Source organism: Mucilaginibacter flavidus, from assembly GCF_024055575.1.
Taxonomy (GTDB): domain Bacteria; phylum Bacteroidota; class Bacteroidia; order Sphingobacteriales; family Sphingobacteriaceae; genus Mucilaginibacter; species Mucilaginibacter flavidus.
Genome location: NZ_JAMXOE010000023.1, coordinates 1 through 19999, shown reverse-complemented (window position 1 = coordinate 19999; position 19999 = coordinate 1). Strand labels below are relative to the sequence as shown.

The following is a 19999-nucleotide window of genomic DNA, read 5'->3' as shown; positions in this document are numbered from 1 at the left end:
GATAGGACGATCAAACACGCCGGCTTTCATCTTGGTTCCTGATTCTTGACTCTTGGTTCTCTTTACCACTAAATATCAAAGCAGCTATGTCGCCACTAATTGAAATCAACGATCCGGCTTTTGCCGGCGCTAATACCATCCTCATCGATGCCCGGGGCGGTGCCGACTCGCACCAGCGCTACCTTGCCGGCCATTTAAAAAACGCCATTTATGCCGATTTAGACAAGCATCTGGCGGCCAAAGTAACTGACGCCTCACAAGGCGGGCGACATCCTTTGCCAGACGTCGAAGCCTTTGCTGCTTTACTGGGAAGTTGGGGCGTTACCCCCGAAAGCCATGTAATTATTTACGACGATAAATCGGGTGCGTTTAGCGCGGCGCGTTTATGGTGGATGTTGCGGGCCATTGGTCACAAACGACTGCAGGTGTTAAACGGCGGCTTGCAGGCAGCTAACAGGGCGGGCATCGAACTAAATAAAGATGACTACCAACCCAAAGCCGCAAAGCCTTACCCGGTGCATGGCTACTATGCGGGCACCGTTGATATTGAAGAAGCTGGCGAAGCCGCACAGGACGATAGCCGCGTTGTTATAGATGTAAGGGAAAGCCCGCGTTATCTTGGCCAAACCGAACCCATCGACTTAATTGCCGGCCATATTCCGGGTGCGGCAAATTTGCCCTATGTGTTGAACCTTGATGCCGATGGCAAATTTTTACCTGCCGAAATTTTGCGGAGCATGTATCACGATACCATTGGCAGCGTGGCGGAAGAGGATGTGATTGTACATTGCGGCTCCGGCGTTACCGCCTGCCATACCTTGCTGGGGATGGCTTACGCCGGAATTACCGAACCCAAATTGTATGTGGGCTCGTGGAGCGAATGGTCGAGAAGAGATTTACCAATGGCTACCAGCGAGCGGTTTTAAATATGGGTGAAATAATTACAAGGTCTGCCCGCCCGGCAGACCTTGACATATTGCTAACCTTCGAACAAGGTATTATTACAGCCGAACGCCCTTTTGACCCGACTTTAAAGGAGGGCGAAATTCATTATTATGATTTGGGGCTGATGATTACCGCGCCTGATGTGGAAGTAATTGTTGCCGAACTTGATGGTGAATTAGTTGGCTCCGGATATGCCCGGATAATGATACCCAAAAGCTACCTGAAGCATTCACGGTATTGTTACCTTGGTTTTATGTACACCAAGCCGGAACATCGCGGCAAAGGTGTGAACAACAAAGTATTGGAGGCACTGAAAGCATGGGCACTTTCACAAGATATCAGGGAGCTGCGGCTGGAAGTTTACCACCAAAATCAGCCCGCGCTAAAGGCTTATGAAAAAGCGGGATTTAAGGGGCACCTGCTGGAGATGCGACTGGGGCTTAATTAATAAATATAATTAAAACCGCCGCACATATATTACCGTAACTTACAACGTGAAATCATACGTATTAAAAACCGAACAAGCCATACCCATCAGCTTAGAACAGGCTTGGGACTTTTTCTCCTCGCCGTTAAACCTGGCAAAGATTACGCCTAATGACATGAAGTTTGTTGTGACATCAGACTATGCCCCTAATACCAAGATGTACGAGGGCATGATCATCACCTACAAAATTTCACCCTTATTAGGCATAAAGCTGAACTGGATGACCGAAATAACGCACGTTAAGGAAGGTGAATATTTTGTAGATGAACAGCGCTTTGGTCCGTATGCTTTATGGCATCATGAGCATCATTTTAAAGCGATAAAAGGCGGCGTATTGATGAACGATATTTTATACTACGCCATGCCATTCGGGCCAATAGGCAGGCTGACCAATACGGTATACGTAGGCAAACAAATTGAAAAAATATTTACTTACCGGGAAAAAGCCGTAAAGGAGTTGTTTGGGGAAATCAGTGGGCAGTTGTGAGTAGGCAGTTGGCAGTTTTTTTTCAATTACTGCCAACTGCCTACTGTTTAGTGCCAACTTTTTTATTTATAATCCAGCCTGTAAATAAAGGCCAACGACACGGAGGTACCAATGCCTGTGTTACGACCTGTTAAAAACCTGCCGCCACTTAAAAACAACGATGTTTCGCGGGTGAACGAGTGACCGAAACCTATTGAGGCCTGCAGGAACGAAAAATCTTTATTGGTTTGTGGTATTACCGAAAAACGCTTGTCGTTACTTTGCGAGTAGATACCGCTTACAGTAGCAGATACCTGGTTTTCGTAATCCTCATCAAGCGTTAAGCCAAATGTGGCATTGTACCTGTTTTGTATAGGGCCATTGGTTCCAAAATACTGGCGCACACCATCGGCAGCGTTAAAATAAGTGCTTAAGCCCCCTAAGTGACCTGTACCAGAAAATGCGAGCTTTAACTCTGCGCCTTCCTGCCCATAGCCCAGGCTATTATTGTTCGAATATAGCGGAGTGATAGCAGTACCCTGTATCGAAAAGTAGTAAACAAAATCGATGTTTGCCAGGTAATATCTTAAACCTGTTTCCATGTCGGTAAGTCCCGAACTGGATGATTGCGGCAGGCCTGTTTGGTCGTACATATTGTATACGAACGGAATTGACGCAACTGCGGCAAATTTCCGGCTGATGCCATATTCGGCATATAAGGTTACACCCACCGACGAAAACTTGCCATTATTTGGAAAACGACTTTTCACACCTGTTGAATCCCATTGCGAATTGGCAAAAAAGTAGCTAACAGATGGGGCAATCAACAACCGACCTGGCCTGGTAGGAAATCCACCATCGGCATAACTAACGCTTTCTGTCGTTATAAAAAGTATCAGCGTAAAAAATAAAATTTTTGTAAAAGTCTTCAAAAGGCTCATGATAAATGGTTAATGTTAAAATAAAGCAAAAGTGTCACGCATCCAGCGGCCCTCATACACTACATACTTCTTGCCAATCTCGTGCGCCAAATCCCTGAAAATAATCAGGTGTTTGTCGGCCGGGATGCCGTTGTAAATGGTTTGTACTGTATTCGGCGGTGCAATATTATCAACCATGCCCATGCCCATCAATGTGCGGCATTTTATTGCTGATGCAAAGTTTTTGGCATCAAAATAGTCCATATTATTTAACACCTTATCAAAAGTTAGTCCCGGCCTTGTATTAACATATCTTTTTATGTCGTTAAAAGGCCAGTCAACCTGGTTAGCCAAATTGCGCACATCGCCAAGTATCGGGTTCGCTGCTGAACAGAAGCTTATACGGTTATCGACGCCAGAAGTTGCAACAGCCAGGAATCCACCCAAGCTACCGCCAACGGCAATTATGTTATCATGCCGTAATTCGGGGCGGGTATAAATAAAGTCCACCGCCCGCACACAATCCATAATGGCGCCTTTTAATACATATTTGTTTTTGTCTTCAACACCAAGAGTTATGTAAGTTTCTTTGCGTACGTTAATTACATCCCTGCTGTTGCCCTGTCCACGAATATTCAATGATAGTATAGCGATATCCGGATCGAGGCCATACAGTGGCTTCAAATCAACCTGGTAACCCGGTAGTGCCAGCATCACTACAAATTTCTTATTCTTGTTTTTTGTTATAGGCTCAGTCAGCCAGCCGCGAATGGTTAGGCCGCCCAGCGATTTCATTTCAACCAAAAAAACCTTTCTCTTGTCTTTGCTCGAGTCGGGCATTTCGGTAACCTTAAACTCGGGATTTACAGTGGCAAGTTCTGCTTTGGCATTTTGCCAAAATGCATCAAAATCGGCTGGTTTGCCGTATTGCGAGCGTATTTCTTCGGGGCGTATGCCAAATGCTTTGCGGGTGGTATCATCGTAGTCGGTTACATTAATCATGAAATTGATTTTGTAAAACCCTGATGGCAGGCCGCTGATATCAAAATTATAACTGGCAGAACCTTTACCGCCCAATTTTACGGCAACCGAATCTGACCTCATTTTTTTGCCGGCCTCTGTGGTTACTTCGTATTTAACCCTGCCGGTTTGCGGCGTAGTGTAGGTGCTGCTAACATCAAAAGTATACGATGCTGTGGAATTGAAAACACCATCTTTATCGTGCGTTAGTACATTGGTGTTCACGGTACCATCCTGTGCGGCCGCCCGGTTAGCACCGGTTATGCATGCCAGGGCAAGGGCTATTACCAGGAATTTATTTGTAAAATTTACCATCATAATTTTGACTCATTAACTGGCCGGCATATAATACTGCCAATTTAAACTTTGTAACTGCCTTATATTGCTATTACCGTGCCGAAATACCAATTCCCCATTTAACTGTAAACAATTGTACCCACAGTATGGTTTTTCAGCTTTTAAAACGTTTTTTGAACGTGTTGATTGTAACAACCCTGTTGAAAAATGGGTAAACAATTCAACACTTATTTGCCTATGGTATCCTGAATTTCTCGCGAAGCCACAGGTTTTGAAACATAAAATAATTAAAATTAACCTCGTGTGTGGAGTTTGGTACACACACAAATTCTTTGTTGGTACTGCTTATATGGTTATACAATGCCATGCTGCAGCGCGGCGGGCAAAACTGGTCCAACAAACCAATCCCCATCAATACCGGGCACTTTACCATTGGCGCAAAATTTTGCGGGTCGTAATAATCAAAGGTGCTGTAAAATTTCTCCCACGAAAAACCTGCATGCTGGCTTTGGTATTTCCTGAACACTTTAAACGGAAAAACCTGCTGGTCGTACGATGCCGATATGGCAAAATTATCGTGTATATCGGCATATAGCGGCACCTGCATGGTTAGCAGCTTTACGCGTTTGTCCAGCGCAGCGGTTATCAACGCCAGCGAACCACCCTGACTGCCGCCTTCCACAAAAATCTTCGAGGTATCGATACCCAGGTTGCTGTGCGAGTATAAAAAATCAAGGCCGCGCAGGCAATCCATATAAACGCCTCGGTAAATGTATTTTTCTTTATTTTCGATGTTTATCAACGAGTAATTATCCGTGCCTATGTTTATCACATCTTTGCTGTTGCCGTTGCCGCGCACATTCAAATCAAAGGCTATAAAATCGTCGTTATCCATATTAGGCTGCAGGCTTACCACGTAGCCGGGAACACGGTAGTGCACGGGAAACTTGTTGCCATCGGTAGGCACAACCAGCCAGCCGCGGATAACCAGGTCGCCGTAGGAATGCATTTCAACCGAGTACACTTTCTTATACTGCGTTGATAAGTCTTTGCGTTCCAGCACCCGGTAATTGGCCGGCACCTGCGCCAGTTCCACTTTACTTTGTTTCCAAAAAGCATCAAAATCTTTAGGCTTGTGCAATTGCGATGTTACCTTTTCGGGGTTTACGCCAAATACACGTCTTACCGTGTCGTCGTATTCAGGTAATTTAACGATAAAGTTTATCCTGTAAAAACCGGTGTTCCGTTTGCGGATGTTTACAATGATATCTTTATCTCCCCCTTCTCTAAGCGAAATCCGGACCGAATCGGCAGTAACTTTTTTGCCATCATCCGTAGTTACCTGGTATAAAACACGGCCGTTTTGCTGCTGCTTAGTATTGTTGTGCAGTTGCACCCTGTACCGTACTTCTTCGCTGCTCGTAAAAAGCGCAGTTTTGTTATACGGCGTTGCTTTTAATACCACATCGCCTGTTTCTTCGGTTTGCTGCTGTGCTTTCACGGCAGCCAATGAACCCAGCAGGATTGAAAGCGCGAAAACAATTATATAGCATACCTTTTTCATAACTATATCTTAATAACCCCTAAAAGCGATCCGCCGTAGCCCACCCCGGTGTTAACTCCAAATGGCACATAAAAGCCGCCGACAAAGGCCGAGAATCTGCGGGTAAACGTATGCCCATAGTTTAACTGCGGTTTAAAAAACGAATAATCGCGTGCGGCAAAAATATTACTGTTAAATTCTTTGTTCGAACTGAACGACCTGTAGAGCAAAATATCAAGGCTCAATTGGTCGTGTTTTGATACAGGGTAACCCACCGTGCCTAAAAGGCTAATTTGGTCAGGGCCCTGGGTATTATAATACCTGCGGTAGGCAAATTCAAGATTAAAATAGCCTTTTGTTGAAACATCTTTAGGCAGGTTACCGCAGTACATTAGCTTAACCTCGCTGCCGAAAGCACTTAACCCCAGCGGCGATGGCCCATCATGGATATTGTACATAGGCACAATCGCAGATACACCTATCGAAAAAAATCTTACAAAATTACTGTTCACCAGGTTGTAGCTAAAACCAACTACGGCGTCGCCGAAACCTGCATCAACCAGTTTGTAACCCGGCGCAACAATGTTTTGCTGGTATAAATAGGGTATGGTGGCAATAAAATCTAACCGGCGTGATATGCCGTAACCTATAAACAGGTTACTTGAATACGATGTAAAGCTGGTACCGGGGGCGCCTTTTATTACATGGTCTTTATCATCAAACCTGTCGGTTTGCCGATAGTAGGAAAATGTGGGGACGACTATATTGCGATATTTGCCAATTGGAAAGCCTGCAAATGTTTTTAACGGGGTTATTAAAACAAAACACAGACAGATATAAAGCCAAATAGTGACAGTTTTTCTCATTGTAAATTCAGGCCGGTTGTAAAATAATTCCTTAATCCGTAATCCCTTTCGGGCGTGGTTTATACTTTATTAAAAAGTTTGATTTACGTATCGTATGGTTTAACGGCTCCTCAATAAGTTTAAATAAACATATAGAAACAGCGTTTAATACGATAAAAACCAACAAAAGGTTCACCCAATCGTACTGGAAGGGCGAAATCCAATCTTTTTGCCATTTGTCGTACAAGGTAAAAATGTAATCGTTTAGCTGATTGAAGCTGCCCATAATGAGGGTATACATCCACCCTAAATGAATAAGGTAAAATATGTACGAGCTTTTGCCCAGCAGTTCGACAAACGGGGTAGCCAGCAGCTTTTTAAAGCTGGTTTCCTCTGTGAGTATCCCATAAAAAAAGAAGGCCACCATTATACACAGCACATAATTGTTAGTAATGATACCTATTGGTGTCTCCAGGCCAAATAACCATGGCGCTATGGGTGTTTGCAGCGCCATCACAAATACGCAAACAAAAATCATGATAAAGCCGACGTAGGTAAAGCTGATCTTATTGGTGCGTTTAAAGCCGTTTTTTAATACATATCTCGCCAGCTGTACGCCCACAAAAAACTCGAAACATCTGCCGAAAAAGGTAAATACCATTACAAAGCTGAACTCGCCAAAAAAGCCATGCCAGTTAATATTGCGAAAAATAAGGAACATCACTATAGCGAAAAGCGTGATGATTACCGGCTGTATATAAAACTTGCCGTATTTTTTGGCGATGAGGAAAATAATGGGTGCCGAAAAGTAAAAGCATTCCTCAACTGTCAAGCTCCAGCCTTGTGCAATGCCCGTATCCCAGTATTGGTAAAAAAAGCCGCGCACAAAAGTTATGTTCATAAACATCAACCCAACCGGGTTCGGCAATCCTTTGGTGACCTTTGCATCACCGGTAATAAAAAAGTAAGCAAAGGCAGCAATCGTTAGCAAAAAGTACATGGGGTAAATACGGGCGACCCTGTTTTTAAGATATTGCCTGAACCAGGCGCCGGTTAAATGAAAGCTGTTGTAATACCTGAAAGTGATTAAAAAACCCGACAGCACGAAAAATATACTAACCCCAATATGGAACTCGCCGAAAAAGCGCTGGATAATATGCGGAAAACCGCCATCAAAAACTTCGGCAAAGTGGGAGATAAATACCAGGTAGGCCGCCAATGCGCGTACTCCGGTCAATGCTGGTATATAATTTTGTTGTAGCCTTTGTGTCAAAACTGCTTAAATGTTATATAATTTTCTAAGATACCCCGAAATTTAAGCCTTGTACTCAAAAAGTTAATCTATGGGTGTGGAAAAGTTTATTTTGGGGTAATTTTTCCGTAGAGACACAACACTTGTGTCTCTAGAACACGGCATCTGAAAATGTTTTCTTTACCTGTCAGCGGGAGACACAAGTATTGTGTCTGTACGAGTTAAAATTTAAATATTTCGTTCTGAATGGCATATAAAACCAAACCAGTACGGGTTTTCAGGTTCAGTTTCTGAAAAAGAGATTCCCGGTAATTATCAACTGTGCGGGGGCTTACAAACATCAGGTCGGCAATTTCTTTGTAAGTTAATTCGGAGCAGCAAAGCCTTAAAAATTCAAATTCCTTACGCGAAAAATCGGGGCCGTCATCATCGGCAACTTTGCGGACGAGTTTGCCCGATACCATTTCGTTTATATAAACGCCCTTTTCGTTTATGGTTTTTATTGCATGGAGCAACTCCCTCGGTTTCGACTCCTTTAGCACATAACCACCTGCCCCGCTTTTTATCATCCGGATAACCGCCTTATCCTCTTCAAACATACTGAGCGCCAAAACTTTGATTTGCGGATGGTTATCTTTAACCCATTTGGTGGCAAGGTAACCATCCATCACAGGCATATTTATATCCATTAAAATTACCTGCGGCAGCGGGTGCCTGGCCAGCATATGTTGCATCTGTTCGCCATTTTCTGCCTCAAAAACCACTTGTAGTTCGTCAAATTCGGCCATAAGCACCGCCACTCCATCCCTGAAAAGGGTATGATCGTCGACAATGGCTATTAATATTTTATCCGTTTGCATGTTATGGATAGGGTGTAAAAATTGAAATAGTTGTACCCTCGTTGGGGTTTGAGGTTATTGTAGCCTCGCCTCCGATTATCCCGGCACGTTTTTGAATATTCAGCAGGCCCATGCCGGTTTGTCCCGGCTGCAAATCGTCGTGATTAAAACCGATGCCATTATCATTAACCTGCAGTCGCAGCACCGAATCCTGGTATTCCAGTTTTATCGATATCACCGTTGCCTGCGCATGCTTAATAATATTGTTCAACACTTCCTGCAAAATCCTGAACAAAATCAGGTCTTTGTCCGGGCTGCTGGCCGCCGGCATTTCGCCGTCGTTGGTGTAGTTAACTTTATACTTCCCCGATTTTTCAATCCAGTTTATCTCGTATTTTATAGCTTCGTCCAGGCCCATACCTACCAATTGGTCGCCTTGTAATAATTTTCCCAGCAACCGCATTTCCTTAATGGACCGCATCGTGAGGTCGATAGCTGCATCAATTTTCTTCCTTGCCTTTTTGTCCCCATCCAGCTCAATGGAGTTAAGCGTTAACGAAGTAAGGCTAAGCAACTGGCCAATGTTATCATGCAAATCGGCGCCGATGGTTTGCATGGTTTGTTCCTGTACTTCGAGTTGGGTTTTGGTTATTTCCGCATCAAAGGTGAGCTGCATGAGGGCTTTTTCTTCGATGTGGCGCTTTTTACGACGGTTGTGTACTAATATATAAACCAACAGGAATGTCGGAGCGATTAGAAAAATCAAGGCGACATAAATTATCAGTTCCTTAACATCTGTATTTCCCATCTTCTGCAAATAATAGCATAAACCCAGAAACCATACAAGATAATATTTGAACCAGCGTAAATGTAGTAGGTAAGATAATGCTTAGGCGATACTACAACATGGTGAAGTTTTTCATAAAATATATTGCAACCGGTGGTTATGAAATAGAAAAACAAAAGTCCTACAGCCCACCAAAAAGAAGCTGATATTTTAAGGTTTATATAGTCTTTGTCTTTAAGTAATAAATAAAAATAATAGAAGCTACCTATCACAACAAGTACCAACATGAGCGTATTTGTTAACTCGTTATACAAATAAATTCCATGCCGTATAATTTCAAAAATGTAAAAGATCATTATAAGTAAAAACCCGCTGATAATGATGATTTTGCTATTAATATATTTAGTGAGTAAGTGATAGAACATTAAGCTGAAAAACGCAGCCTGAAATATCAATAATACGTTGTAAAGCCAAATATTTGGTGCATTGTGTTTTATGTCAGCGAGATAACGTAATTTGAAATAAATTCCTAAAAATTCAGTAAGACAGGTAATGAAAAGAAAGATAATGAAAACGCGCCAGATATGGCCTTTGTCCGTACTTAAACAGACCAAAGCGATTATAAAGCAAATTAATTCTGATACAGTATTTATTGTGAAATAGCGAAGCATAGTATTAATTATTAAGAACTATTGAGGTTTAGGTAAGGTCACTCCATTGCAATTATTAGGGCATTGCTCGCCGTTGTCTGTAATGTCTTTTATCTTCTTAAAGTTAGCTGACAAGTTATAGCATTTGTAATAATCCGTTTGAATATTATTAATATCTTGTGTAGTGACTATTATTAAATTATTGCGCTTTTTTAGCTTCCCGAAATAGATACGTATGCCACTCCCTGGTTTATCAGGCATTTTATAAGTCGCTGAATCTAATTCTGCTTTCAAAGCGGAAAATACACCGATTGGAAACCATTCGCTGTTTGTATTAACTGTATTTTTTTTTAAAAGCGCACGCTTCTTAAAATCGGCAACAGCCATATACGCATTGCCACAGGTAATATTGTTTATCCCTGTAAGCAAACATGTGTCAGGAGTAATGCAAGGGGATTTTCTATAAAGGTTTGCTCCCCTAATAAGATGATATTCATCAGTTACCTCTGCGGCTGAAGTATTGAAATAACTTGTTGTATCTTTAACATCGTAATCGACGTGATAATATTTAGTAATGTTGTCTTTATCATTTGAATTAAAGCTACTTACTGAACGTTTTGTAGGCACGATAGCAATCGTATTTCTTCCATTCGCATATTTTGCAAAGTAGATTCGCAGGCCGTCTATTTCGGCATGTTCCTGCTGCAGGGCGACCACTTTGTAAATCCATTTTTTGCTTATCCATATAGACGTGCGTTTGTGGAAACTTCTATTGTCGTTAATGAAATTTGAAATCATTGTATCGGCAAGCCCGATGGGTAGACCATTTAATGTTGATTTAAATAAGGAGTCGGTTTTTGAAATCGCTAAAGCATTAGAAAGTGCTTTGCCTCCATTAAGTGTGAATCCAAAAGCGATTGAAACAAACAAGATCCCGAGTGCTAACTTTTTCATGACTAATAAGATTTAAGTGTGCCAAATTTAATGAATTAATTTGAGATTTAATAATCCAAAACTCCCTACTAACTATCACATCCACAACGCGTTTTCACCCTTTTTAATACCGTAAAATCACCCTATTAAAAAGGGTTTTGTTACGGTAGTTATGTCTTATGTTGAAATGGACATTTGAGGACTTTAAAACTTAAATAAACCAAATGTCATGAAAACAATTGCTCTAATGATCGGACTTACGATCTTCACAATTTTACAATCCTATTCCCAGGACGATCCTACGATTATAGGATACAAATTAAATGGAAATGCAAACACTATTCATGTTTGGCAGGATCAGAATGGACACCCTGATTTATCAAGTTTTAACTTTTGGGAAAACAATTATTGGTTTAAGGTTGATAAAACAGAAACTATTGACAAAGTGGAGTATGTCAGAATCACAATTCCTTCTAATTTAAACTATGATAGCTTGACGGGCAAATATCTTGATCCGCCCCATTATAGCGACCCCTTAAATTGGAAGGCACACGGCTGGCCCGATGGGGTTCCTATTGATTCGGACGATTTCAATTCCTGGCTTTGGATTACAAAAGCAGACTTTGATAAATACAAAGCGAACTATTATGGAAAAATAACATTTCAAATGGTATTCTCCGGTTTGTCAATACCATTTAAGTACAGGCCGGCAACAGGATCGCATTCAGGTTCCATTCTTAATGGCGATATAAATTTGGGTACATTCTTAGGTGTTAGATTGGGGTTACTTGGAAATACCGGCGGCATAAGTATTGGCGGAACATTTGGGGTAAGTTCGTTGCCTATGAATTCTTCAAATAATAGCATGGTTCCGGCACAAAGTTCTCAGTCGATTTCCGGATTTACCTATGGCGGCGGAATTGTTTTTGATTGGCAAAAGAAGTTTCAAATAGGAATAATTAAAGGCTACGACCATGCGGTTGGCGACCTTTCTAAAACCTATATTTATCAGGACAAATCATGGTTCGCCTTATCTTTAAACTATAAATTCCTAGATTTTGGATCTCAAAAAGCTGCAGCCAAGCAGAATATTTCTTCGGACGATAAAAGGAAAAGCAAATAATTAATTCAGTCAAACTATGTTTGCTTTTATAAAGCAAAGCCCTGAATCGAATTACGCGTACATACAGGGCTTTGCTTTACAAAATAAGGCAAAAAATTCTGCTAGCCACTGTCCTTTTGCCAAACTCTTAGCTTCAACTCCGCCGCCGACATAGTTATCATACGGCCAATCGGCGCTTCACCGCGGTAGTTATCACCATTTGGTTTCGCAAGACCTTTCGGCACAACAATAGCACAGGTAAGCACCGCCTTCAACAGGGTTGCCTTCATTCATCTCCTAAACTCCACCCCCCATTCCGATACATAATCATTCTTACCCCCGTCATTATCCTTATAAAACAGCCTTGCCTTTTGCCCCATTTTAACGGATGAATATTTATTTACCGGGTTGGCGTCGCTGTTTAAAGGCTGCAGCGATGGGTACCAAAGGGTATGCCCGGGTTTGTCAAGCAGTAATACGGGTTTAGTCCATTGTTGGGAATTCTTACCGGCCCCCAGGTCAGCGTTTTTGTTGAATGATACATAAAGGCTGCTCCCTTTCCATGAGGGACCTTCGGCTTTGGCCATCAGCATTACCCAGCAATTTAAATAGGTATTCCAACTTACGGATGGGCCCCAGTAATACTTGGCAGTCGGCGATGATGCCGGTCCGCCACCTTCAGCGGGCGAGATTTGGATTGATGCCACGGGTTTGCCCACACCATTGTATGGAATTGTAAATGCTTTGCCGTCCCAGCGCTTTGCTTTGGAGGCGGGGTTATCCAAATCTGTTAAGGCTATTCGTGCTATGCTGATACACTGGCCTTTCCATTCGTCTTTTGGATTGTAGGCTTTCTCGTTGTAAACACCGGGATAGCCATATTCGCCAAAAAAAAGATAGAGGTATTTGCCGTTTGCAACTGCAGATGGGTCGCCGGTGCCGCCGGCAAAGTTGGCGGCTGTGTTGTTGGGATGTAGTATCAACCGCGGTTGCTCGTCCTCCAGGAAAATGCCCCGGTTATCCCAGCTTTGGCCGCCATCGGTTGATTTCATGATGCCAATACGACAAACTGCCGAGGCCGACGACGGCCCTTTCAACCCTTGAGGCCACTTATAGTTTTTATACCCTTTGCCGGTGCGGGCATCGTAAGGCAGCGTTTGGGGATAATTTTCGTTATGGTAAAGTGCATACAGGGTTTTGCCGGATGTATCCTTCACATCCTGGTATACAGACTCGAACCAAACGGCGCCGTGCAACCCCGGTTTGCCGGGCGGTACATTTGGCGGCAATTTTGGTTCAATAAATTTTTTCTCTTTGGTATTGAAAGCATCATCAACTGTGTTGCCAATAGCGTACTTAAGGTTGTGTGATGGTCCCCATAGCGGGTCTTCGCCATATTTGCCGGGGAAAATAATAAACTTATTACCCACCCACACTTCCGACATATTACAATCGACAAATGATTTAAAAACAAATCGTTTTGCATGGGTTAAAACAACCTGTGGACGGAAAGGAACAGGTTTAATATTATTAAAAGAAGAAATGCCGGTAAAAGCGGCCAACAAAGCGATGATGTAAGTTATTCTTTTCATAAACGTTTGTTTTTAAAATCCAAAGTCCTGAGCGGAAGAATTTTTCAATTTTCCGACTCAAGACTTCAGACTAACGGCTCGGGGCTAACAACTATTGCCCCTTCTGCCCAACTCTTCGCTTCAACTCCGCCACCGGCATAGATATCATACGGCCAATCGGATCTTTACCGCGGTAAGTTATCACCTTTAACTGGCTGGCATCTTTAGGCACTTCAACAGCCCCGGTATATTTTGGATAAAACCTGTCGGGATACGAGTTATCAAAGCTGTAATAAATATCTAAACCTGGTATTTCGGTGGTCATCTCAACGGTCAGTTTGTTGTCGGTGTTCATTTGTGGTTTAAAGTCCGGGTCATAAACGCCTGGGGCGTATTTTATCTCGGCCTCGTTAAAACGGGCGAAATGTTTTTCAACCCTTGGGTAAAAACTGTTCCAGTTCTTTTTTGCCTTTGGCGACCAAACCGACTCGGATATCGCAAACCCGCGCGGCCAGGTCATGTACTCCACCTGCCTGAAATTAAATACCTGCTCCGTCCACAGGTTAGCTTGTCCGCCTAAAATTAATTTAGCGTCGGCGCCGTCAGGAACTGGCTCAAACTCGTACGATTTATTGAGGCGGAGGGAGGCGTATACATGCGGCTCCATAACGCGGTCGCTTTGCATATAATCCAGGTATGCAAAGGTTGTCGGGCTCATCACCACTTCGTGACCAAGTTTCGAAGCAGTAATACCGCCTTGTATACCGCGCCAGCTCATTACTGCGGCTTTAGGGCCAAGTCCGCCTTCAATAATCTCGTCCCAGCCCATAAACTTTTTACCTTTCGATTCAACAATGGTTTCCAGGCGCTTCTCAAAATAGCTTTGCACCTCTTCCATATTTTTTAGGTTCTCCTTCGCCATCAGCGCCTTAACATCGGCACTTTGCTCCCAGAAATTCTTGGCGCATTCGTCGCCGCCCAAATGGATATAGCCAAATGGGAAAAGCTGCGAAATTTCGGACATCACTTTATCCAAAAACTCGTAAGTTTTTTCGCTGGCGGGGTTAAGCGTATTATCAACCAAAGCCTTGATACCGCCGGCACCAAAGTCCATCATATGCTCGCCCGAGCGAACCTGGTATTTATCAGCACCTGCCGTGCACGACAGTTCGGGGTACGATACCACTGCTGCCAGGCTATGCCCCGGCACATCAACTTCAGGCATAATATTCAGGAAACGGTCTTTGCCATATTGCACCAGTTCTTTAATATCTTCCTGTGTATAAAAACCGCCGTAGGTGCGCGGCTCGTCAGGGGTTGGAGCGCTAAAGTCACCAAACTCCCCAACTTTTTTAACGTTGAAAGCGCCCACAGTTGTTAAACGCGGCAGGCTTTTAATCTCAATACGCCAGCCTTCGTCGTCAGTAAGGTGCATGTGCAGCAGGTTAAATTTATAGCGCACCATCTGGTCTATGTATTGTTTAACCTCCTGCTTGGTAAAGAAGTGCCTGGAAACGTCGAGCATTAAACCACGCCATCCAAAACGCGGATAATCTGTAATATCAACACAAGGGGCAACCCATTTTACATGCTGTACTTCGGTACTTTCAATTTCCTTTGGCAATAATTGTATAAGGGTTTGTACTCCATAAAATAAGCCCGCAGGTTCATTGGCGCTTATCACAACGCCTTTTGCGCCTACCCAAAGATGGTAACCTTCTTTACCTAAAACAGTATCTGCCTTTTTATTAAGCAACAGCTTAATTGCGGCGGGCGCAGCCGAGTTTGCTTTTAAGGTAACCATTGCCCCGGCGGCTCCGGTTAGTTTTCTTTTTAAATATTCGGTTACCAACACCACGTCTTTTGTTAAAGGCGCCTGTATGGTTACATATTTGGGTAAAATAAATTGACGGGGCTTTATTACCGTTTTTACCGGTTCGGGGATTATAGCCAACGTATTTTTGGCTGTTTGGCCGAACGATAAAAACGAAACAAAACAGCAGCAAAATGCTAAGGATAGTTTTTTCATATTTGAAATTTATAAGCGGTTAACTGGCAGGGATATCGTGATGCAAATTATACTTTTTAATTTAATTTAAAAAGAGGTTGATTAAGTTGATTGGGTTAGATTGAGTTGATTAAGTTATAGCAACGTATGCCTAAATCAGCGAAATCAACGCAACCATCTCAAAATCAGCGATTCTATTTCCAACTTAATCAACCGCTAACTTAATCAACCTAATCAACTATTTCACTATATTGCGTCACAAAGACACATTATAAACCCAATTTCATGAAAAAACTTTATTCCCTGGTGGTTTGCGCCGTGTTGGCTGGCGCCGCTGTTTTGTTTTATTCATTCAGTTCAAAAAATCCTGCTGCTTTTTTGCCGGGTTTTATTAATGTCGAAGGAGGCCAGGTCTCGGGTGTTAAGAGCGAAACCAGCGATGTGATATCATTTAAAGGTATCCCTTTTGCTTCGCCGCCTGTGGGCAATTTACGCTGGAAAGCGCCCCAGCCTGTGGAGCATTGGACGGGCGTGAAAAAATGTGATGCCTTTGGTCCCAGCCCTATGCAGGCCAAACCTGTGCCGTTTGGTGTTTACACAAAAGAATTTTTAATACCCGATGCACCCATAAGCGAAGATTGTTTGTATTTGAATGTATGGGCTAAAAATAATATCGCGCCCAAAAAGCCTGTTTTTGTATGGATATATGGAGGGGGCTTTAGCAGCGGCGGCGCCGGCGTGCCAATTTATGATGGGGAGGCAATGGCCAAAAAAGGGGTAATATTTGTGTCGATAAATTACCGCGTTGGCATTTTTGGTTTTTTAGCGCATCCTGAGTTAAGCAAAGAGTCTCCAGGTAACGTTTCAGGTAACTATGCGTTGCTTGACCAAATCGAAGCTTTAAAATGGGTAAAGAAAAACATAGCCAAATTTGGCGGCGACCCAAACAACGTAACCATCGCCGGGCAGTCGGCAGGGTCAATGAGTGTTAATTGTTTAATTGCTTCGCCTGTGGCAAAAGGTTTGTTTAACAAGGCCATAGCAGAAAGCGGCTCATTTATGGTGGCAAACCCGCTGATACAATCAAAAACTTTAAAAGATGCCGAAGCGGAAGGCGTAAAAGTTGCAACCACATTACATGCCAATACCCTGGAAGAACTGCGTAAGCTTTCGGCCGAAGATTTGATGAAGGCGCCGGCAAGGTTTTCGCCCATTGTTGACGGATACGTGTTGCCTGAGCCTGTTGCTCAAATATTTGCCGAACACAAAGAAAACAGCATCCCACTTTTAACCGGCTGGAATGCCGACGAAGCCTTTGTGTTTAAATATCAAACCAAAGAAGAATTTAAGAAAGACGCCGAACAGCAATATGGCAAGGGAGCAGAAGCTTTCCTGAAATTTTTCCCTGCAAATACCGAAGAAGAGGCCGTGAATTCGCAAAACAAATTAAGCCGCGATATGATATTCGCGGCATCGGGTTATAAATGGGCGAGTATGCAGGCTTCGCGGAAAGCGCCGGTATACGTTTATTATTTTCAACACAAGCTGCCTGCAACGCCCGATTTTGAAAAATATGGCGCATTCCACACAGGCGAAGTTGCTTACATAATGGACGACCTGAAATTTTTAAACCGTCCCTGGAAACCGGCCGACTACGTGCTGGCTAACCAGATGTCGGCCTACTGGGTAAATTTCATCAAAACCGGCAATCCAAACGGCGGCAACCTGTCCGAATGGCCAAAATATAATAAATCCAAAAGCAGGGTAATTGTTTTTGATGATAAGGCCATGACGAGCCCTTTGCCGGACAAGGAGGAGTTGAAGTTTATGCTGGGGCATTTGGAGGGGAAGTAGTTGGGATGGGATTGTTCAAAAAAAGACTTACGAAGTTTTGAAAACTTCGTAAGTCTAATCAATACCCAATGGCTGTGTCCCCACAGCCATCAACTATACAGTTAATTTCTTATACTTAATCCTCTTCGGCGCAACATCTCCTAAACGCTTCTTCCGGTTTTCTTCGTAATCGCTGTAATTCCCTTCAAAAAAATAAACCTGGCTGTTACCTTCAAAGGCGAGGATGTGTGTACAAATCCTGTCTAAAAACCACCTGTCGTGACTGATGACTACCGCGCAGCCGCCAAAGTTTTCCAGGGCTTCTTCCAGAGCGCGCAAAGTATTTACGTCAATATCATTTGTCGGCTCATCCAGCAACAAAACGTTGGAGCCTTTTTTTAGGGTAATAGAAAGGTGCACCCGGTTACGCTCTCCGCCCGACAGCACACCCACTTTCTTCTGCTGATCGGCGCCGTTAAAGTTAAAGCGCGACACGTAAGCGCGTGAGTTGAGCGGCTTATTGCCCACCATAATGGTTTCCAGTCCGCCGGTTACATTTTCCCAAACAGATTTATTGGGGTCAAGGTCATCATGCAACTGGTCTACATAGCCTAACGCTACCGTTTCACCAACACGAAAGGTACCGGCATCAGGTTTATCCTGCCCGGTAATCAAGCGGAACAGCGTGGTTTTACCTGCACCGTTAGGGCCGATAATCCCCACAATACCTGCTGGCGGCAGCGAAAAGCTCAAATTGTCAAATAACAATTTATCACCGTACGATTTGCTGACGCCATTGGCTTCAATCACAATATTACCCAAACGCGGGCCCGGCGGTATAAATAGCTCCAGTTTTTCTTCCCTGTCTTTTGTTTCCTCCGATGCTAATTTGTCATAGTTTGATAAACGCGCCTTTGATTTGGTATGACGGCCCTTTGGCCCCATGCGCACCCATTCCAGCTCGCGCTCCAAAGCTTTTTGGCGCTTGCTCTCGGTTTTATCTTCCTGGGCAAGGCGTTTGGCCTTCTGGTCGAGCCATGAGGAATAGTTGCCTTTCCATGGAATGCCTTCTCCCCTGTCGAGTTCCAGTATCCAGCCTGCTACGTTGTCAAGGAAGTAACGGTCGTGGGTTACAGCTATAACAGTGCCTTTGTATTGTTTAAGGTGTTGCTCCAGCCAGTCGATGGATTCTGCATCAAGGTGGTTGGTAGGCTCGTCCAATAGTAAAACATCCGGTTCCTGAAGCAATAAGCGGCACAGGGCCACGCGGCGGCGCTCACCACCCGACAATACCGAAATTTTAGCGTCAGGGTCAGGACAGCGCAGGGCATCCATGGCGCGTTCGAGTTTTACGTCGAGCTCCCAGGCGTTTACCGCGTCAATTTTATCCTGCAATTCACCCTGGCGGTTCATCAGCTTTTCCATTTTATCGGGGTCGCCGTAGTACTCTTCAAGACCAAACTTTTCGTTGATGTCTTCGTATTCTTTTAATAAGGCCGTAGTTTCGGCTACACCTTCTTCCACCACTTCCTTTACGGTTTTGTTGGGATCCAGTTCAGGTTCCTGGCTAAGGTAGCCAACGGTGTATCCCGGCGAAAAAACCACCTCGCCGATGTTTGTTTTATCTATCCCGGCTATGATTTTTAACAGGCTCGACTTACCCGATCCGTTTAAACCTATAACCCCTATTTTGGCGCCGTAAAAAAACGACAGGTAAATATTTTTTAAAACTGTTTTTTGCGGCGGGTAAACTTTGCTTACCCCAGCCATCGAAAAAATTATCTTCTCGTCTGCCATGACTTTTAATTAGTGAATTAGTGAATGGGTGATTTAGTGATTAGCTAATCACGGTAACCAGGTGGCTAAATTAGGGAATTGTTGATTAAGTTGATTGGGTTAATTGTTGTTGATTAAATTGGAAAAAAAGCCGGCGGCAGCGGGGTGTTCCATATCTGCACACGAACACCCCGAACGCTGTGAAACATGCTGATTATCAACGGTATTCAGTTTTATCATTTTATAACATATTGATAATCAGCGTATTAATTCAGGGTTTACAGACGAGGTTTACAGTATACCCAGGCTAAATGTTAAATTTCTGGTATCCAACATATTATAAATAAAAGGCCTTTACACCTGTAAACCCCGTTCAAATTTACAGAACAACTATGCACAGCGCGGCATGAGTACCTCAACTCTTTTGGCCTGCCCGGATACGCGCCAGAACGGAGTTTTTGTTAAGACTTTATGTTGGATATCAGCCAGCTATGTTTCCGCCTTTGTTGGTGTTCTCAACAACAAAACGATGAAGTTTGTGAGTATAATAGGTCGGCGGCTTACCGTAGAACTTAAAGAATTTTGCACACCCGGCTTGTTGGTGACAACACCATGGGTGTTCGGAAGAAATCGATTATCCCCATAAGTGGATAATTTCGATGTGTTTTTAAGATAAATAGCCGGTTCTTTTGTTGCATGGAAGCCGCGCAGCTACTCGCATTATT

17 protein-coding genes are annotated in these 19999 nt (G+C 43.4%); 5 read left to right on the top strand and 12 right to left on the bottom strand.

Annotated features, from left to right (window positions below):
- Positions 1–86: 86 nt before the first annotated feature.
- From NAF19_RS24455 to NAF19_RS24445, 3 genes are read left to right on the top strand one after another with little or no spacing between them, the layout of a single operon-like run.
- Positions 87–926, top strand: a complete 840-nt coding sequence (locus NAF19_RS24455; protein WP_252792984.1) for a sulfurtransferase — start codon at positions 87–89, stop codon at positions 924–926.
- A 2-nt stretch (positions 927–928) separates the two neighbouring features.
- Positions 929–1393, top strand: a complete 465-nt coding sequence (locus tag NAF19_RS24450) for a GNAT family N-acetyltransferase (RefSeq protein WP_252792983.1) — start codon at positions 929–931, stop codon at positions 1391–1393.
- A 46-nt stretch (positions 1394–1439) separates the two neighbouring features.
- Entirely contained in the window at positions 1440–1919 is a 480-nt protein-coding gene (locus tag NAF19_RS24445) for an SRPBCC family protein (protein WP_252792982.1), read from the top strand.
- 62 nt (positions 1920–1981) lie between these two features.
- Here the strand turns inward: NAF19_RS24445 and NAF19_RS24440 are convergent, their stop codons facing one another.
- From NAF19_RS24440 to NAF19_RS24405, 8 genes are all read right to left on the bottom strand, one after another.
- Positions 1982–2839: a hypothetical protein gene (locus NAF19_RS24440; protein WP_252792981.1), complete on the bottom strand. Its 858-nt coding sequence runs from the start codon at positions 2837–2839 to the stop codon at positions 1982–1984.
- 15 nt (positions 2840–2854) lie between these two features.
- On the bottom strand, positions 2855–4156 hold the full coding sequence (locus NAF19_RS24435; RefSeq protein ID WP_252792980.1) for an acetylxylan esterase: 1302 nt from the start codon (positions 4154–4156) through the stop codon (positions 2855–2857).
- Positions 4157–4370: 214 nt separating this feature from the next.
- Entirely contained in the window at positions 4371–5699 is a 1329-nt protein-coding gene (locus tag NAF19_RS24430) for an acetylxylan esterase (RefSeq protein ID WP_252792979.1), read from the bottom strand.
- Between the two features lie 2 nt (positions 5700–5701).
- Positions 5702–6544 carry a hypothetical protein gene (locus tag NAF19_RS24425; RefSeq protein WP_252792978.1) on the bottom strand — a complete coding sequence of 281 codons (843 nt, stop codon included), beginning with the start codon at positions 6542–6544 and terminating at the stop codon, positions 5702–5704.
- Between the two features lie 31 nt (positions 6545–6575).
- Positions 6576–7760: an acyltransferase family protein gene (locus NAF19_RS24420; protein WP_252792977.1), complete on the bottom strand. Its 1185-nt coding sequence runs from the start codon at positions 7758–7760 to the stop codon at positions 6576–6578.
- A 236-nt stretch (positions 7761–7996) separates the two neighbouring features.
- Positions 7997–8635 (bottom strand): response regulator transcription factor, encoded by a 639-nt coding sequence (locus NAF19_RS24415; protein ID WP_252792976.1) that lies wholly within the window; start codon positions 8633–8635, stop codon positions 7997–7999.
- A gap of 1 nt (position 8636) precedes the next feature.
- Positions 8637–9422, bottom strand: a complete 786-nt coding sequence (locus NAF19_RS24410; protein WP_252792975.1) for a sensor histidine kinase — start codon at positions 9420–9422, stop codon at positions 8637–8639.
- A gap of 668 nt (positions 9423–10090) precedes the next feature.
- A complete protein-coding gene (locus NAF19_RS24405; RefSeq protein WP_252792974.1) occupies positions 10091–11005 on the bottom strand; it encodes a hypothetical protein in 915 nt (304 codons plus the stop codon).
- Positions 11006–11213: 208 nt separating this feature from the next.
- Here NAF19_RS24405 and NAF19_RS24400 point away from each other — a divergent pair, with 208 nt between their 5' ends.
- Positions 11214–12107 carry a hypothetical protein gene (locus NAF19_RS24400; RefSeq protein WP_252792973.1) on the top strand — a complete coding sequence of 298 codons (894 nt, stop codon included), beginning with the start codon at positions 11214–11216 and terminating at the stop codon, positions 12105–12107.
- Between the two features lie 101 nt (positions 12108–12208).
- Here the strand turns inward: NAF19_RS24400 and NAF19_RS24395 are convergent, their stop codons facing one another.
- The 3 genes from NAF19_RS24395 to NAF19_RS24385 all read right to left on the bottom strand — a co-directional run bounded on the left by NAF19_RS24395 (position 12209) and on the right by NAF19_RS24385 (position 15686).
- Positions 12209–12376 carry a hypothetical protein gene (locus tag NAF19_RS24395; RefSeq protein ID WP_252792972.1) on the bottom strand — a complete coding sequence of 56 codons (168 nt, stop codon included), beginning with the start codon at positions 12374–12376 and terminating at the stop codon, positions 12209–12211.
- Positions 12377–13678, bottom strand: a complete 1302-nt coding sequence (locus NAF19_RS24390; RefSeq protein WP_252792971.1) for a hypothetical protein — start codon at positions 13676–13678, stop codon at positions 12377–12379. It lies immediately after the preceding gene.
- A gap of 91 nt (positions 13679–13769) precedes the next feature.
- Positions 13770–15686: a beta-N-acetylhexosaminidase gene (locus NAF19_RS24385; protein WP_252792970.1), complete on the bottom strand. Its 1917-nt coding sequence runs from the start codon at positions 15684–15686 to the stop codon at positions 13770–13772.
- Positions 15687–15950: 264 nt separating this feature from the next.
- Between NAF19_RS24385 and NAF19_RS24380 the strand changes: the two genes are divergently transcribed.
- Complete coding sequence (locus NAF19_RS24380) at positions 15951–17519, top strand: carboxylesterase/lipase family protein (protein WP_252792969.1); 1569 nt, start codon at positions 15951–15953, stop codon at positions 17517–17519.
- Between the two features lie 93 nt (positions 17520–17612).
- Here the strand turns inward: NAF19_RS24380 and ettA are convergent, their stop codons facing one another.
- Complete coding sequence (ettA, locus tag NAF19_RS24375) at positions 17613–19295, bottom strand: energy-dependent translational throttle protein EttA (protein ID WP_252792968.1); 1683 nt, start codon at positions 19293–19295, stop codon at positions 17613–17615.
- Between the last annotated feature and the right edge of the window lie 704 nt (positions 19296–19999).

Bases quoted from the DNA above. Each gene is read 5' to 3' on its own strand.
- NAF19_RS24455 (WP_252792984.1), top strand. From the start codon at position 87: ATGTCGCCACTAATTGAAATCAACGATCCGGCTTTTGCCGGCGCTAAT.
- NAF19_RS24430 (WP_252792979.1), bottom strand. From the start codon at position 5,699: ATGAAAAAGGTATGCTATATAATTGTTTTCGCGCTTTCAATCCTGCTG.
- NAF19_RS24425 (WP_252792978.1), bottom strand. From the start codon at position 6,544: ATGAGAAAAACTGTCACTATTTGGCTTTATATCTGTCTGTGTTTTGTT.
- NAF19_RS24435 (WP_252792980.1), bottom strand. From the start codon at position 4,156: ATGATGGTAAATTTTACAAATAAATTCCTGGTAATAGCCCTTGCCCTG.
- NAF19_RS24450 (WP_252792983.1), top strand. From the start codon at position 929: ATGGGTGAAATAATTACAAGGTCTGCCCGCCCGGCAGACCTTGACATA.
- NAF19_RS24395 (WP_252792972.1), bottom strand. From the start codon at position 12,376: ATGAAGGCAACCCTGTTGAAGGCGGTGCTTACCTGTGCTATTGTTGTG.
- ettA (WP_252792968.1), bottom strand. From the start codon at position 19,295: ATGGCAGACGAGAAGATAATTTTTTCGATGGCTGGGGTAAGCAAAGTT.
- NAF19_RS24390 (WP_252792971.1), bottom strand. From the start codon at position 13,678: ATGAAAAGAATAACTTACATCATCGCTTTGTTGGCCGCTTTTACCGGC.
- NAF19_RS24400 (WP_252792973.1), top strand. From the start codon at position 11,214: ATGAAAACAATTGCTCTAATGATCGGACTTACGATCTTCACAATTTTA.
- NAF19_RS24415 (WP_252792976.1), bottom strand. From the start codon at position 8,635: ATGCAAACGGATAAAATATTAATAGCCATTGTCGACGATCATACCCTT.
- NAF19_RS24380 (WP_252792969.1), top strand. From the start codon at position 15,951: ATGAAAAAACTTTATTCCCTGGTGGTTTGCGCCGTGTTGGCTGGCGCC.
- NAF19_RS24385 (WP_252792970.1), bottom strand. From the start codon at position 15,686: ATGAAAAAACTATCCTTAGCATTTTGCTGCTGTTTTGTTTCGTTTTTA.
- NAF19_RS24405 (WP_252792974.1), bottom strand. From the start codon at position 11,005: ATGAAAAAGTTAGCACTCGGGATCTTGTTTGTTTCAATCGCTTTTGGA.
- NAF19_RS24440 (WP_252792981.1), bottom strand. From the start codon at position 2,839: ATGAGCCTTTTGAAGACTTTTACAAAAATTTTATTTTTTACGCTGATA.
- NAF19_RS24410 (WP_252792975.1), bottom strand. From the start codon at position 9,422: ATGGGAAATACAGATGTTAAGGAACTGATAATTTATGTCGCCTTGATT.